This is a genomic window from Dongia sp., from assembly GCF_041906375.1.
In the GTDB taxonomy this organism is placed as follows: Bacteria; Pseudomonadota; Alphaproteobacteria; order Dongiales; family Dongiaceae; genus Dongia.
Genome location: NZ_JAYRJJ010000005.1, coordinates 118,577 through 131,955, shown reverse-complemented (window position 1 = coordinate 131,955; position 13,379 = coordinate 118,577). Strand labels below are relative to the sequence as shown.

At 61.5% G+C, this 13,379-nt stretch carries 13 protein-coding genes; 11 read left to right on the top strand and 2 right to left on the bottom strand.

The window, feature by feature from the left end; genetic code table 11:
* Window positions 1-9 precede the first annotated feature (9 nt).
* Together ACE3OA_RS16250 and ACE3OA_RS16245 are read left to right on the top strand one after the other, a co-directional pair.
* Window positions 10-1,389, top strand: coding sequence for a class II 3-deoxy-7-phosphoheptulonate synthase (locus tag ACE3OA_RS16250; RefSeq protein WP_374312582.1), 1,380 nt, complete (start codon window positions 10-12; stop codon window positions 1,387-1,389).
* The gene (locus tag ACE3OA_RS16245) at window positions 1,361-2,539 is read left to right on the top strand and encodes a nicotinate phosphoribosyltransferase (RefSeq protein WP_374312580.1); all 1,179 of its coding nucleotides are present in this window, start codon (window positions 1,361-1,363) and stop codon (window positions 2,537-2,539) included. The genes ACE3OA_RS16250 and ACE3OA_RS16245 overlap by 29 nt, the downstream gene beginning before the upstream one ends.
* Here ACE3OA_RS16245 and ACE3OA_RS16240 read toward each other — a convergent pair whose 3' ends face one another.
* Window positions 2,540-2,839 carry a hypothetical protein gene (locus ACE3OA_RS16240; RefSeq protein ID WP_374312578.1) on the bottom strand — a complete coding sequence of 100 codons (300 nt, stop codon included), beginning with the start codon at window positions 2,837-2,839 and terminating at the stop codon, window positions 2,540-2,542. It abuts the gene before it with no gap.
* Between the two features lie 128 nt (window positions 2,840-2,967).
* Between ACE3OA_RS16240 and ACE3OA_RS16235 the strand changes: the two genes are divergently transcribed.
* The 4 genes from ACE3OA_RS16235 (at window position 2,968) to ACE3OA_RS16220 (ending at window position 8,111) form a co-directional block, all read left to right on the top strand.
* Window positions 2,968-4,626 (top strand): NAD+ synthase, encoded by a 1,659-nt coding sequence (locus tag ACE3OA_RS16235; RefSeq protein ID WP_374312576.1) that lies wholly within the window; start codon window positions 2,968-2,970, stop codon window positions 4,624-4,626.
* 47 nt (window positions 4,627-4,673) lie between these two features.
* A complete protein-coding gene (locus tag ACE3OA_RS16230; RefSeq protein ID WP_374312574.1) occupies window positions 4,674-5,996 on the top strand; it encodes a glutamate--tRNA ligase in 1,323 nt (440 codons plus the stop codon).
* A 37-nt stretch (window positions 5,997-6,033) separates the two neighbouring features.
* On the top strand, window positions 6,034-7,416 hold the full coding sequence (gene cysS / locus ACE3OA_RS16225; protein WP_374312572.1) for a cysteine--tRNA ligase: 1,383 nt from the start codon (window positions 6,034-6,036) through the stop codon (window positions 7,414-7,416).
* Window positions 7,417-7,559: 143 nt separating this feature from the next.
* Complete coding sequence (locus tag ACE3OA_RS16220; RefSeq protein ID WP_374312570.1) at window positions 7,560-8,111, top strand: PAS domain-containing protein; 552 nt, start codon at window positions 7,560-7,562, stop codon at window positions 8,109-8,111.
* Here ACE3OA_RS16220 and ACE3OA_RS16215 read toward each other — a convergent pair.
* The gene (locus ACE3OA_RS16215; protein WP_374312568.1) at window positions 8,044-8,676 is read right to left on the bottom strand and encodes a LysE family translocator; all 633 of its coding nucleotides are present in this window, start codon (window positions 8,674-8,676) and stop codon (window positions 8,044-8,046) included. The genes ACE3OA_RS16220 and ACE3OA_RS16215 overlap by 68 nt on opposite strands.
* Window positions 8,677-8,807: 131 nt before the next feature.
* Between ACE3OA_RS16215 and cimA the strand changes: the two genes are divergently transcribed.
* From cimA to rpsD, 5 genes are all read left to right on the top strand, one after another.
* The gene (cimA, locus tag ACE3OA_RS16210) at window positions 8,808-10,409 is read left to right on the top strand and encodes a citramalate synthase (protein WP_374312566.1); all 1,602 of its coding nucleotides are present in this window, start codon (window positions 8,808-8,810) and stop codon (window positions 10,407-10,409) included.
* Window positions 10,406-11,146, top strand: coding sequence for an RNA methyltransferase (locus ACE3OA_RS16205; protein WP_374312564.1), 741 nt, complete (start codon window positions 10,406-10,408; stop codon window positions 11,144-11,146). Before cimA ends, ACE3OA_RS16205 begins: the two co-directional genes overlap by 4 nt.
* Window positions 11,147-11,191: 45 nt before the next feature.
* Window positions 11,192-11,461 (top strand): MoaD/ThiS family protein, encoded by a 270-nt coding sequence (locus ACE3OA_RS16200; RefSeq protein ID WP_374312561.1) that lies wholly within the window; start codon window positions 11,192-11,194, stop codon window positions 11,459-11,461.
* Between the two features lie 30 nt (window positions 11,462-11,491).
* Complete coding sequence (locus ACE3OA_RS16195; protein WP_374312559.1) at window positions 11,492-12,559, top strand: WD40/YVTN/BNR-like repeat-containing protein; 1,068 nt, start codon at window positions 11,492-11,494, stop codon at window positions 12,557-12,559.
* A 187-nt stretch (window positions 12,560-12,746) separates the two neighbouring features.
* Window positions 12,747-13,361 carry a 30S ribosomal protein S4 gene (gene rpsD, locus ACE3OA_RS16190; protein ID WP_374312556.1) on the top strand — a complete coding sequence of 205 codons (615 nt, stop codon included), beginning with the start codon at window positions 12,747-12,749 and terminating at the stop codon, window positions 13,359-13,361.
* The last annotated feature ends 18 nt before the right edge of the window (window positions 13,362-13,379 follow it).

The following is a 13,379-nucleotide window of genomic DNA, read 5'->3' as shown; positions in this document are numbered from 1 at the left end:
AGGCAGAAGATGAGCACGAAATGGTCGCCGGAGAGCTGGCGCGAGAAGCCGATCTCCCAGGTTCCGCAATATCCCGATGCCGCCAAATTGGCCGCGGTCGAGGATCGCCTTCGGACCTATCCGCCGCTCGTTTTTGCCGGTGAAGCGCGCCGCCTGACCGAGGCGCTGGGCCAGGTGGCGGAAGGCAAGGCCTTCCTGCTGCAGGGTGGCGATTGCGCCGAGAGCTTTGCCGAATTTTCGGCCAACAACATCCGTGACACGTTCCGTGTGCTGCTGCAGATGGCGGTCGTGTTGACCTATGGCGCTGCCATGCCGATCGTGAAGATCGGCCGCATGGCCGGCCAGTTTGCCAAGCCCCGGTCGGCGCCGACTGAGGTGATCGACGGCGTTGAACTGCCGAGCTATCGCGGTGACAATATCAACGGCATCGACTTCACGCCGGCCGCCCGCGTGCCGGATCCGGAGCGCCTGCTGCAGGCCTATAACCAGTCGGCTGCGACGCTCAATCTGCTGCGCGCCTTCGCCCAGGGTGGTTTTGCCGACCTTCACAAGGTCCATCGCTGGAACCTTGATTTCGTGGCCGACAGTCCCTTGGGCCATCGTTACAAGGAACTGGCCGATCGCCTCTCGGAAACGCTCGAATTCATGGCAGCCTGCGGCCTCACTTCCGAAACGGTGCCGCAGATCCGCGAGACAGAGTTCTTCACCAGCCATGAGGCCCTGCTGCTCAATTTCGAGCAGACGCTGACCCGTACCGACAGCCTCACCGGCAAATGGTATGCCTGCTCCGCGCATATGCTCTGGATCGGCGACCGCACCCGCCAGCCGGACGGCGCCCATGTCGAGTTCATGCGCGGCATCCAGAACCCGATCGGCCTCAAATGCGGCCCGACCATGGATCCGGATGAGCTGTTGCGTCTGATCGACATTCTCAACCCGCAGAACATTCCAGGTCGCCTCACGCTTATCGCCCGCATGGCGCATGACAAGGTCGAAGCCAAGCTGCCACCACTGGTCCGCGCGGTGAAGCGCCACGGCGCCAAGGCGGTCTGGTCCTGCGACCCGATGCATGGCAACACGATCAAATCGTCGAACGGCTACAAGACGCGCCCCTTCGATCGCATTCTGGGCGAGGTGCGCGGCTTCTTCGACGTGCATCGCGCCGAAGGCACCCATGCCGGCGGCGTTCATTTCGAGATGACGGGCCAGGATGTCACCGAATGCATCGGCGGCGCCAAGGCCGTCACCGAAGAAGCATTGGCCGACCGCTACCATACCCATTGCGATCCGCGTCTCAACGCCACGCAGGCGTTGGAACTTGCCTTCCTCATTGCCGAGCAATTGAAAGCGGAGCGCGCCGGTGGACAACGCATCGCCGAAGCCTCGTAACGACAAGCCGGGGAAGGAATCCGGGCCGGTCAGCGGGCCGGATTCCGCCCAGGTTGCCGATTGGTCCGACCAGTATTTCCTGAAGACGAAGGCGACCGTCGCCCAGTTCGGTGACGTCACGGTCACCTATGCGATCTTCATGCGCCGGCCGGTCATCTCTGCGCCGCGTCTGGCGCTCGATTGGCTGCGGCGCATAGCCGCCGAACGCGACACCGAGTTCCAGATCGACCTCCAGTATGACGAGGGCAGGTGGGTCGGTGCCGGCGAGCCGATCATGTATGTGACTGGTTCCTTCGAGCATCTGGCGGATCTCGAGACCTTGCTGTTGATGAAGCTGGGGCCGGCTTGTGTCGCCGCCTTCAATGCCTTCACCATGTGCGCCGATCTCCCCAATGTCGCCTTTCTCGCCATGGATGCACGCCATTGCGCCGGCCTCGAAATGGCCGAGATGATGGCCTATGCCGCTTCCGTCGGTTCCGCCCGCGCACACCGTAAGGTGAAGGCGACGGGCTTCATCGGGAACGCGACCCAGGCGACGGCCCATTATTTTGGCCGCGAGAAAGCACTCGGCACGATGCCGCATGCGCTGATCGGTTATGCCGGCTCGACGCTGCGTGCCGCCGAAATGTTCCACGAGACATTACCGGACGAGCCGATGACGGTCCTGGTCGACTATTTTGGCCGGGAAGTGACCGACGCACTCACTGTGGCGAGGCGCTTTGCCGCCATGGCGTCGTCGGGGCAGTTGTCGGTCCGCATCGACACGCCGGGCAGCCGCTTCATCGAAGGGCTCGACCCGCCGGCTTCTTATGCCGTGCTGGACCGGCATGTGCCGAAGGTCATTCGCGGCTATCGATCCGAAAGCGAACTGCGGCATTTGGTCGGCGCGGGCGTTTCGGCGGCCGCCATCTGGCATTTGCGCGACGCGCTAAATCGCGAAGGCTTCCACAAGGTCAGGATCGTCGCCTCATCCGGCTTCGATCCGGCCAAGTGCAAGGTGATGGCGGAAGCCCAGGCGCCGATCGACGTGGTCGGCACCGGCTCGTTCCTGCCGCAGCGCTGGACCGAGACCTACGCCACTGCGGATATTATCGAGTATAACGGCGTCAAGCGCGTGAAGGTCGGCCGCGAGTTCCTGTTCCGGAAATAGTCACTTCGGTGCCGGATTGAACGGCACCTCGGACCAGACATAGCCGTTCTCGTTGCTGTGGTTCTTGACGCCGAATTCCAGGATCCAGGTCTTGCCCGTCTTGGTGTCTAGCAGCATGTTGACCTTGCTGCGGCCCTTGGTGAGGTCGCGGTCCGGCTGGTCGAGCACCATCAGGATGTAGCGGTTGCCGGCCGGTTCGATGACCGGGGTCGGCGTCAGGATTTCGGCATTCTGCGCCAGGGCGGGGCTTGCAAAGGCCGAGAGGGCCAACAGCCCCAGTGTCATCAGAGATCTGCGCATTATCGGAATCCTTTCAATCGCCGCTGCCCCAGAGCCTATCACAAGCAAAAAGCGGGCCCAAAATGCCCGCATGCCGGGCTTGTGCGCTGCGCAATTGACATCACCCGGACGGCGGTTAAGTTCCCTTCATGACTGACAAAATCAAAATTGCCCTGGCCCAGATCAACCCCAAGCTCGGTGACGTTGCCGGCAATGTGGCGCGGGTCCTTGCCGCGAGGGACGAGGCTGCTGCCGGCGGTGCCGATCTCATCTTGGCGCCGGAACTGGTCGTTTCCGGTTATCCGCCCGAGGACCTTGTGCTGAAGCCGGCTTTCCAGGATGCCTGCCGTCAGGGTGTCGAGCGCCTGGCCAAGGAAACGGCGGATGGCGGCCCCGCTCTCATCGTTGGGTCGCCTTGGGTCGAGAACGGCAAGCTGCATAACGGCACCTTTCTGTTGGGCGAGGGCAAGATCCTCGCCAAGCGTTTTAAGTACGAACTGCCGAACTATGGCGTATTCGACGAAAAACGCGTCTTCGTGCCCGGGCCTCTGCCTGAACCGGTCGAGTTCAACGGTCTTAAGCTTGGCCTGCCGATCTGTGAGGATCTGTGGTTCGCGTCGACCAGCGCATACCTGAAGGGGAAGGGGGCTGAAATACTGCTCGTCCCCAATGGCAGCCCCTATGATCACGACAAGCCCAACCAGCGTATCGAGATTGCCGGCGCGCGCCAGGACGAAACAGGTTTGCCCATCGTCTACGTGAACCAGGTGGGCGGGCAGGATGAACTGGTCTTCGATGGCGATTCCTTCGTGCTGGATCGCGGCAAGGCGATCAAGGCGCGCTTGCCGGCCTTCGTGGAAAAGATCGCCATCACCGAATGGCAGCGCGGCAATGACGGCTGGTTATGCCTGCCGGGCGATGTCGCACCCGTTCTTACATCGAAGGAATCGATCTACCGGGCGATGGTTCTTGGCCTCAGGGATTACGTCCAGAAGAATGGTTTTCCCGGCGTGCTGTTAGGGCTTTCGGGTGGTATCGATTCCGCTTTGTCGGCAGCGGTTGCGGTCGATGCTCTAGGGCCAGACAAAGTCCGTGCCGTCATGATGCCGTCGCCCTATACCAGCCGCGAAAGCCTGGAAGATGCAGCAGCCTGTGCCAAGCTGCTCGGTATTCGCTACGATTTGGTCTCGATCGAGCCGGCCATGAAGGCGTTCGAGGGGATGCTCGAAGGCGTTTTCGCCGGCAAGGGCAGGGACACGACCGAAGAGAATATTCAGAGCCGCGCCCGTGGCGTCACGTTGATGGCCATGTCCAACAAGCTCGGCCACATGCTGCTCACGACCGGCAACAAATCGGAAATGTCGGTCGGCTACGCGACCCTTTACGGCGACATGTGCGGTGGTTATTCGGTCCTGAAGGACATCTACAAGATGACCGTTTTCGCCCTCTGCCGGTGGCGCAACGCCCATTTCCCGGCCGGACTTGCCGGGCCCAAAGGCGCCGTCATGCCGGAGCGGGTCATCACCAAGCCGCCCTCGGCCGAATTGAAGCCTGACCAGACCGACCAGGACACTTTGCCGCCCTATGACGTGCTGGACGGCATTCTCTCCTGTCTGGTGGAGGAGGAGATGGCCGTGGACCAGATCGTCGCCAAAGGTTATGACAGGGCCACGGTTCTCCGGGTCTGGCGCATGCTGGATCTGGCTGAATACAAGCGCCGCCAAGCCCCTCCGGGGGTCAAAATCTCGCGGCGCGCCTTCGGCAAGGACCGGCGTTATCCGATCACCAACGGCTTCCGGCCCCAATAGGTCGTGGCTCCGCGGATAGGTCAGTTTGATGGAAATCGAGTGTTGTGATGTCGGTTCGCGTTCGCTTCGCACCCAGCCCCACGGGCCGGCTGCATGTCGGCAATATCTATATTGCCCTGAATAACTGGCTGTTTGCGCGTCAGCGCAATGGCAGCTTTCTGCTGCGCCTCGACGACACCGATATCGAACGCTCCACGCCCGAGTTCGCTGCCGGGATCGAGGCCGATCTCACCTGGCTGGGCCTCACCTGGGACAGCTTTACCCGCCAGGTCGAGCGGATTCCCACCTATGACGCGGCGGCTGCCAGGCTGAAGGCCAGCGGGCGACTTTACCCCTGCTATGAAAGTGCCGAAGAACTGGCGCTGAAGCGCAAGATCCATCGGGTCTATGACCGCTCAGCGCTGAAACTCACCCCCGAGGATCGCGCCAGGCTGGAGGCTGAAGGGAAGCGCCCCTATTGGCGCTTCAAGTTGGAACATCGCCAAGTGGGCTGGACCGACCTCGTGCGCGGGCCGGAACATATCGACACTTCGAGCCAGTCGGACCCGGTCCTGATACGTGCTGATGGCAGCTATCTCTATACATTCACGTCAGTCGTGGATGATATCGATCTCGCCATGACGCATATCATCCGCGGCGCCGATCACGTCACCAACACGGGGACGCAGATCCAGATCTTCGAGGCCCTTGGCGCGAGCGCGCCCGACTTTGCACATCTGCCGCTGCTGGTGGATGCGGCGGGCGAGGGGCTGTCGAAACGACTTGGCTCCCTTTCCATTTCCGACCTGCGAGGGCAGGGCCTGGAGCCGATGGCGCTCAACACCTACCTTGCCTATATCGGCACTGGCGTGCCGCTGGTCGTGGTGCCGCATTTGGGCGATCTGGTCAAATCGCATGACCTGAGCAAGTTCGGCAAATCGAGCCCGCGTTTCGATCCGGCAGAGTTGCTGCATCTGAATGCGCGCCTGCTGCATCTGCTGCCCTTTGAGGAAGCCAAGACGCATCTGGCCGGCGTGGGCCTCGGCGAAGTTGACGCGGCTCTTTGGGATGTCGCGCGCGCCAATGTTGAAAAGATCGAGGAGATTGGGGAATGGCAACGTATCTGCCGCGGCAGTATTGCGCCGAAAATCGTCGATCTGGCTTTTGCTGGGCAAGCGGCCGATGTTCTGCCGCCTGCGCCCTGGGATGAGGGCAGTTGGAAGATATGGACCGAAGCAGTGAAGTCGGCCACGGGCCGCAAGGGCAAAGATCTTTTCATGCCTCTGCGCCTGGCGCTGACCGGGCTGGAGCACGGCCCGGAAATGCGTCTGCTGCTGCCGTTGATCGGTCGCGACAAGACATTGCGCCGCTTGCGAGGCGAGACCGCCTGAGCGGTCAGCCCCTGCGCGCCAAATGGGAACAAATGAAATGACGATCCATCTCTACAATACGCTCCGCCGCGAGAAGCAGATCTTCGAGCCGATCGACGCCGGCAACGTGCGCATGTATGTCTGCGGCCCGACCGTGTCGGACTATGCCCATATCGGCAACGCCCGCCCCGTGGTGTGCTTCGACGTACTCTACCGCCTGTTGCGCCATGTCTATGGTGCCGACCATGTGACCTATGTCCGGAATATCACCGATATCGACGACAAGATCATGGCGGCTGCCGAGAAGAACGGCGAAAGCATCGAAAGCGTTACAACGCGCACGACCGGTTGGTATCACCAGGACATGGCGGCGGTAGGTGCCTTGCCGCCCAGCCGCGAGCCGCGGGCGACCGAATTCGTGCCGCAGATGGTGACACTGATAGAGCAGCTGGTCGCCAGGGGTCACGCCTACGCGGCCGAAGGCCATGTGCTGTTCAATGTGCCGTCGATGCCGGATTACGGCGGACTATCGGGGCGCAGTCTCGAGGATATGATTGCCGGTGCCCGCGTCGAAGTGGCGCCTTACAAGAAGCACCCGGCTGATTTCGTGCTTTGGAAGCCGTCCGAAGCCAATCAGCCGGGCTGGCCGAGCCCCTGGGGTCGTGGTCGTCCAGGCTGGCATATCGAATGCTCCGCCATGTCGGGCGAGTTGCTGGGCGAGGTCTTTGATATCCATGCCGGCGGCATCGATCTTATTTTCCCGCATCATGAGAACGAAATCGCGCAAAGCCGCTGCGCCCATGGCACCGAGGTCATGGCGAAGTTCTGGCTGCACAATGGCTTTGTGCAGGTAAACGGCCAGAAAATGTCGAAGTCGCTCGGCAATTTCTTTACCGTCCATCAGCTTCTCGACGAAGGCTATCGGGGCGAGGCGATCCGCTTGGCGCTGCTGTCGGCGCATTACCGTCAACCGATCGACATCACGCGCGACGGCATCCTTGAGGCGAAGACCCAGCTCGATCGCTTCTACAGCGCGCTCGCCAAGGTGAGCGACATTGAGGTCGAACCGAAAGCCACCGATGCCATCCTTGCGGCACTTGCTGACGACCTCAATACACCTCTGGCGGTGAGCGAGGTTCATGAATTGGTGACTGAGCTCAACAAGGCGACGACACCGGCCAAGAAGGCCGCCGCGAAGGCGGCTGTCCTGGGGGCCGCCCAGCTCCTCGGCATCCTTTGGCAGGATCCGGTTGCCTGGCTGCAGCAGGATGACCGGGGCGAGGGGCGCAGCGCCGCTGAGATTGAGGAGCTGATCGCCGCCCGCATTGCAGCCCGGAAAGGCAAGGATTTTGCTGAAGCCGACCGCATCCGCGATATGCTGGCGTCAGAGGGTATCCTCCTCGAGGACAGCCCCACCGGTACCAGCTGGAAGCGCAGCTAACACTTCTGGTAGGGCGGCGGATCCTACTGGTTAAGATACGCCGCTAAATTATTGACCGTCTTGCGGAAGACCGCCGCTTGACCGATGATGTTCCCGGGGACGACGTCTTGCCGGGCGTAAACGCGGCTATGCAGGAGGCTGGTATGACTTATCAGCGCCTGGTGTCGTCAGATTTTCTCAAAGTCTGCTCCATTCGCACAGCGGCTCTCTACCGCTATTGGGAAGCCAGGAAGCGCGGCAGCAATTTGCCGAGCCGAGCCGACATCGATCCTGCCGAAATGAAGCCCTGGCTGCCTGGGCTCGTCCTTGTGGACGTGTCGGAACTATCGTCCGAACGCCGTATCACTTACCGGGTGGTCGGTACCGCCGTCTGCATGCATCGCGGCTTCGATCCAACCGGGCGTCCGGTGCAGGAAGGGCTCTATGGCAAGGTGCGTGACGAAGTGCTGGAGAACTACCGTATCGCCATTGAGGAGAGGTCGATCGTCTTTGACTACGATCCGACGCCCTCGCGTTCCGGCTGCGCGCGGGAAATTGGAACTCTCTTCCTGCCGTTGTCTGGCGACGGGAAGAGGGTCGACAAAATCCTCATTTACCAGGATATCGAGCCGATCCTGGCAGCTGAACTCAATGCCGTTCTGCCAGGGCTAGGCGAATGGCAAGGCCCACGAAAACGAGCGCCGATAGCCGGTTGAGCCAGCGTCCGATGCCGGCCGACCCGCGCAGCAGGCCAGCCGCCGCCGCGGTCGAGAAGGTCACGATGCAATTCACCGTCGTGCCGCTGATATTGAACAACATGCCCAGGAACAATATCTGCAGCCAGACCGGTCCCGCCGTCGGATCAACGAATTGCGGCAGGAAGGCGAGGATGAACAGGGCCACTTTCGGGTTTAGAATGTTGGTGAGCATGCCCTCAGCAAAGAGGCGCCACAGCGATACCGGCGGCAGAATCCGCGGGGCGGCGCTGCGTGCGGCGCCATTCACCAGCGCCTTCCACGCAAGATAGAGCAGATAGGCAGCGCCCACAGCTTTCACCGTGATGAAGGCTGCCTCCGAATGGGCGAGGATGGCCGAAACGCCAAACGCGGCCAGTGCGGTATGCACGAAGCTGCCGCCGGCAATGCCGAAACTCGCCGCAACCCCGGCTGCCCGACCCTGGGTCGCCGTGCGGGCGATGACATAGGTCATGTCGGCGCCTGGCGTCAGATTGAGTGCGAGCGCCGCCACAAGGAAGGGCCAAAGAGTGGCGAGATCAGGCATTTTGGCCTCATTTCAAGGGGTTGGTAATATTGTGTCGCCCGGTCTGCTTGACGGGCAGAGTCCCATGTGCTGAATACCCCGTCAATCAGGCAAACGCCTGGAAAAGCCAGCAAAATCACGGCCGCAGAACCATGACCGACGATAAGCGCGTATATCTTTTCGACAGCACGCTACGCGATGGAGCGCAGACGCAAGGGGTCGATTTCAGCGTCAATGACAAGCTGGCGATCGCCCATGCGCTGGACCGCATTGGCGTGGACTATGTCGAAGGCGGCTGGCCAGGTGCCAACCCAACGGATGACGCATTTTTCGGCGCCCCGCCGAGTTTCAAGCGCGCGAAGTTCGTGGCTTTCGGCATGACGCGCCGCCCAGGCCGTTCCGCGGCCAACGACCCCGGCCTCAACGCCCTCCTGAACGCTAAGACAGCTGCCGTGTGCATGGTAGGCAAGAGCTGGGATTTTCATGTCGATGTAGCGCTGGGCATCAGTCGTAGCGAGAATGTCGATATGATTGCCGAGAGTGTTGAGCACGCGAAACAACGCTGCAGCGAGGTTATGTTCGATGCCGAGCATTTCTTCGACGGATACAAGGCTAATCCGCAATATGCGCTCGATTGTGCGCTCGCGGCCTACAAGGCTGGCGCCCGCTGGGTGGTGCTGTGTGACACCAACGGCGGCACCCTGCCGCACGAGGTCGAACGTATTGTGGGCGAAGTGAGCGCCAGGATCCCCGGCAGCAATCTCGGCATCCACTGCCACAATGACACCGAGAATGCCGTCGCCAACTCGCTGGCGGCAATCCGTGCCGGCGTGCGCCAGGTGCAGGGGACCCTGAACGGCCTCGGCGAGCGCTGTGGCAATGCCAATCTTGTCTCGCTAATCCCGTCGCTGATGCTGAAGACCGATTTCACGGTGGGTTTGAGCTCTCAGGAGCTGACGCAGCTTACCCATCTTTCACGTTTGCTCGACGAACGGCTCAACCGGGCGCCGACAAGAAGCGCCGCCTATGTCGGTGATAGTGCCTTCGCGCATAAAGGCGGCCTGCACGTTTCGGCCGTCGAAAAGGACCCGCGCACATACGAGCATATCGAGCCCTCTCTGGTCGGCAATCGCCGCCACATCGTGGTTTCCGATCAATCCGGTCGTGCCAATATCCTGGCGCGTTTCCGTGAGATCGGCCTCGATGTCGACGCCGATGATGGCAAAGTGGGTGCGCTGGTTGAAACGGTGAAGCTTCGTGAATACGAAGGCTATGCCTATGACGGGGCCGAGGCTTCCTTTGAATTGCTGGCGCGTCGTGCGTTGGGATCGGTGCCGACCTTCTTCCGCCTTGCGCGCTTCCGGGTCATGGACGAACGGCGCTGGAACGTGCGCGGCGATCTGGTGACGGAATCCGAAGCTACCGTGACGCTCGATATCGAAGGCGAGCAATTGATGACGGTGGCCAGCGGCAACGGCCCGGTGAATGCGCTCGATAGCGCCTTGCGCAAGGCTTTGCTGCCGGCCTATCCGGCGCTTGCCGATATGCGCCTGGTGGATTTCAAGGTTCGCATCCTCACCCCTCAGGCGGGTACCGAGGCGATCACGCGTGTGATGATCGAAAGTGCCGACGATGCGGGCGAGCGTTGGACGACGGTCGGCGTGTCCCCGAACATCATCGATGCCTCTTTTGAGGCACTCAACGACGCCATCACCTGGAAGCTGCTGAAATCGTGCGCTCGCCAAAGCCAATGACGACGCACAAACCGGCCATCATCCTGATCACCCCGCAGATGGGCGAGAATATCGGCACGGCCGCCCGCGCCATGCTGAATTGCGGCCTCACCGATCTGCGCCTGGTCGGTCCCCGCGACGGCTGGCCGAATGTGAAGGCCGAGCGCGCTGCCGTCGGCGCTTTCGAGATGATGGAGCCGGTCAAGCTCTTCGAACGAACTGAAGATGCGCTGGAGGACCTCACCTATGTCTACGCCACGTCGGCGCGGGACCGGAAGATGGTGAAGCCGGTCGTAACCGCGCGCTATGCCGCCGGCGAGGCGCGTGAGAAGATCGCCGCGGGTGGCAAGATCGGTTTCATGTTCGGCGCCGAGCGGATGGGCCTTCTCAACGACGATGTCGCATTGGCCGACGCACTCCTCACCGTGCCGCTCAATCCGGAGTTCACCAGTCTCAACCTCGCTCAGGCGGTGTTGCTGGTCGGCTATGAATGGTTCCAGGCGGGTGACAGCACGCCGCCGGCCCAGGTCGACATGAACGGCACGGAACTTGCGACCAAGGAACAGGTTTATGCCTTCTTTGCTCATTTCGAGCGTGAGCTTGATGCTTGCGGCTTTCTGCGCAACGAGGCTGCACGCCCCAACATGGTGCGTAATCTCCGAAACATGTGGTCGCGCGCGCATCTGACTGAGCAGGAGGTGCGGACATTGCATGGCGTCGTCAAGGAATTGACAACGTTGCGTGTTCCCCGAAAATAGCGTCCGATAGCTCCTCGATTTCGGCGCATTGCCAAGCGAGGTCATTTGGCGAAAATCTCTTTCACGGCGCATCTGCGCAAGGTGGCACCTGCCGGCGCGACAGAGGTTGCGGCGGCGTCGCTGGGCGATGCGCTCGACCAGGTTTTTGCACGGGCACCGCGGTTGCGTAGCTATGTGGTCGATGAGCAGAACCGGCTACGCTGCCACGTGGTGATTTTCATCAACGGCATCAAGTTGCCTCCCGAGAACTGGTCGGCGCAACGCCTCGGCGCGGATGATGATGTCTATGTGATGCAGGCACTTTCAGGCGGTTAACGCTATTGGGCGGTTAAAGAGGAGGCGGCGATGGCGCGCAAATTGGCGATTGGCTCGCGCAAGGGCCTGATTCTCTATGTCGCCGATGGCGAGGGGTGGCGCTATGACGGGGTGCGGTTTCGCGGCACGCCGATCAGCATGGTCATGCAGGACCCGCGCGACGGTACCTTGTATGCGGCGCTCGACTACGGTCATTTCGGCCCGAAGCTGCAGCGCTCTGACGATGGCGGGAACCACTGGCAGGAAGTGACTCCGCCGGCTTTCCCCAAATCGGACGCGGCGGACGCTCCGGCGGTGCTCAACATCTGGGCGCTGGAACCAGCCGGCAAGGACATGCCCGGAACGATCTGGGCCGGCACCGTGCCGGCCGGCATTTTCCGTTCGGATGACAAGGGCGTTACCTGGACGATGAATGAGCCGTTCATGGCGCTGGCGGAGCGCGGGCAATGGGGCGGCGCCGGCAATGACACGCCGGCACTCAATTCAATCTCGATCCATCCCGATGATGGCCGGGTCATGGCGGTGGCGATTTCGGCAGGCGGGGTGTGGCAGACGGCTGATGGTGGAAAATCCTGGGCCAACACCTCGAAAGGGCTTTGGGCTGCCTACATGCCGCCGGACCAGGCCGAGAACCCTAATATTCAGGACGTGCATCAGATGCGGCGCGCGCCCTCGGAGCCTGATCGCCTCTATGTTCAGCATCACAATGCGGTCTTCACCTCTGCCGATGGCGGCAAGAACTGGCAGGAGATTTCCAAGGCTTTCGGCTTTGCCGTTGCCGTGCACCCCAAGAATCCGCTCACGGCCTGGTTTGTCCCGGCCGAAAAGGACGAATACCGTCTGCCCAAGGACGAGACCTTCTGCGTCGCCAAGACCGAGGATGGGGGCAAGAGCTTCCGCCATATCACCCGCGGCCTGCCGGCCAAGCCGGCTTTCGATCTGGTGCTGCGGCACGCCCTCGACGTCGACCGCAGCGGCAACCGCCTCGCTTTCGGCTCCACCACCGGCAATCTGTGGATAAGTTCCGACGGTGGCGAGGGCTGGCATTTGCTCTCCAGCCATCTGCCGCCGATCTACTGCGTGCGGATGCTTGAATAAATGATAATCATATCAATGTGTTAAATTGTAAAATTAGCGCCTTATCGTTGCTTGACTGTCAGGATTTAGCCGCTATATTCCGCCCGCTCCCGCGCCGGACTGCCTAAAGGCATGCCCAGCCGCCGGTTTTTCACCGGGTCGGACAGCCGGGACATGAACAACGTCGTGAAAAAACGAGAAGGTAACCATGTCTAAGCGTATTGAAGCCAAGCACAAAATCGACCGCCGTTTGGGTGTCAACCTCTGGGGCCGCCCCAAGAGCCCGATCAATGACCGCGAATATGGTCCGGGCCAGCACGGTCAGCGCCGCAAGAAGCCGACCGATTACGGCATCCAGTTGATGGCGAAGCAGCGCCTGAAGGGCTATTACGGCTCGATCGGCGAGCGCCAGTTCCGCAAGCTCTACCAGGAAGCCGTGCGCCGTCGTGGCGACACTTCCGAGAACTTGATCGGCCTCCTGGAGCGCCGTCTGGAGACGGTGGTTTACCGCGCCAAGTTCGTCCCGACCGTTTTCGCCGCCCGCCAGTTCGTCAACCATGGCCATGTCCTGGTGAACGGCAAGCGCGTGAACATCGGTTCCTACAAGCTTTCCGATGGCGATGTCGTCGAGGTGCGTGAGCGCGCCAAGCAGATGACCCTCGTCGTCGGCGCCGCGCAGTCGCAGGAGCGCGACACGCCGGATTATCTGGAAGTCGACCATAAGAAGATGACCGCGAAGTTCGTGCGCGTCCCGGCCCTCGGCGATGTGCCGTATCCGGTCAGCATGGAACCGCACCTCGTGGTCGAATACTACTCGCGCTAATCGACGCGAGATCATTCG

What these genes read in the sequence shown, in the direction of transcription:
- ACE3OA_RS16250 (WP_374312582.1), top strand. Translation starts at nt 10, where the DNA reads ATGAGCACGAAATGGTCGCCGGAGAGCTGGCGCGAGAAGCCGATCTCC.
- ACE3OA_RS16240 (WP_374312578.1), bottom strand. Translation starts at nt 2,839, where the DNA reads ATGCGCAGATCTCTGATGACACTGGGGCTGTTGGCCCTCTCGGCCTTT.
- ACE3OA_RS16235 (WP_374312576.1), top strand. Translation starts at nt 2,968, where the DNA reads ATGACTGACAAAATCAAAATTGCCCTGGCCCAGATCAACCCCAAGCTC.
- ACE3OA_RS16230 (WP_374312574.1), top strand. Translation starts at nt 4,674, where the DNA reads ATGTCGGTTCGCGTTCGCTTCGCACCCAGCCCCACGGGCCGGCTGCAT.
- cysS (WP_374312572.1), top strand. Translation starts at nt 6,034, where the DNA reads ATGACGATCCATCTCTACAATACGCTCCGCCGCGAGAAGCAGATCTTC.
- ACE3OA_RS16220 (WP_374312570.1), top strand. Translation starts at nt 7,560, where the DNA reads ATGACTTATCAGCGCCTGGTGTCGTCAGATTTTCTCAAAGTCTGCTCC.
- ACE3OA_RS16215 (WP_374312568.1), bottom strand. Translation starts at nt 8,676, where the DNA reads ATGCCTGATCTCGCCACTCTTTGGCCCTTCCTTGTGGCGGCGCTCGCA.
- cimA (WP_374312566.1), top strand. Translation starts at nt 8,808, where the DNA reads ATGACCGACGATAAGCGCGTATATCTTTTCGACAGCACGCTACGCGAT.
- ACE3OA_RS16205 (WP_374312564.1), top strand. Translation starts at nt 10,406, where the DNA reads ATGACGACGCACAAACCGGCCATCATCCTGATCACCCCGCAGATGGGC.
- ACE3OA_RS16195 (WP_374312559.1), top strand. Translation starts at nt 11,492, where the DNA reads ATGGCGCGCAAATTGGCGATTGGCTCGCGCAAGGGCCTGATTCTCTAT.
- rpsD (WP_374312556.1), top strand. Translation starts at nt 12,747, where the DNA reads ATGTCTAAGCGTATTGAAGCCAAGCACAAAATCGACCGCCGTTTGGGT.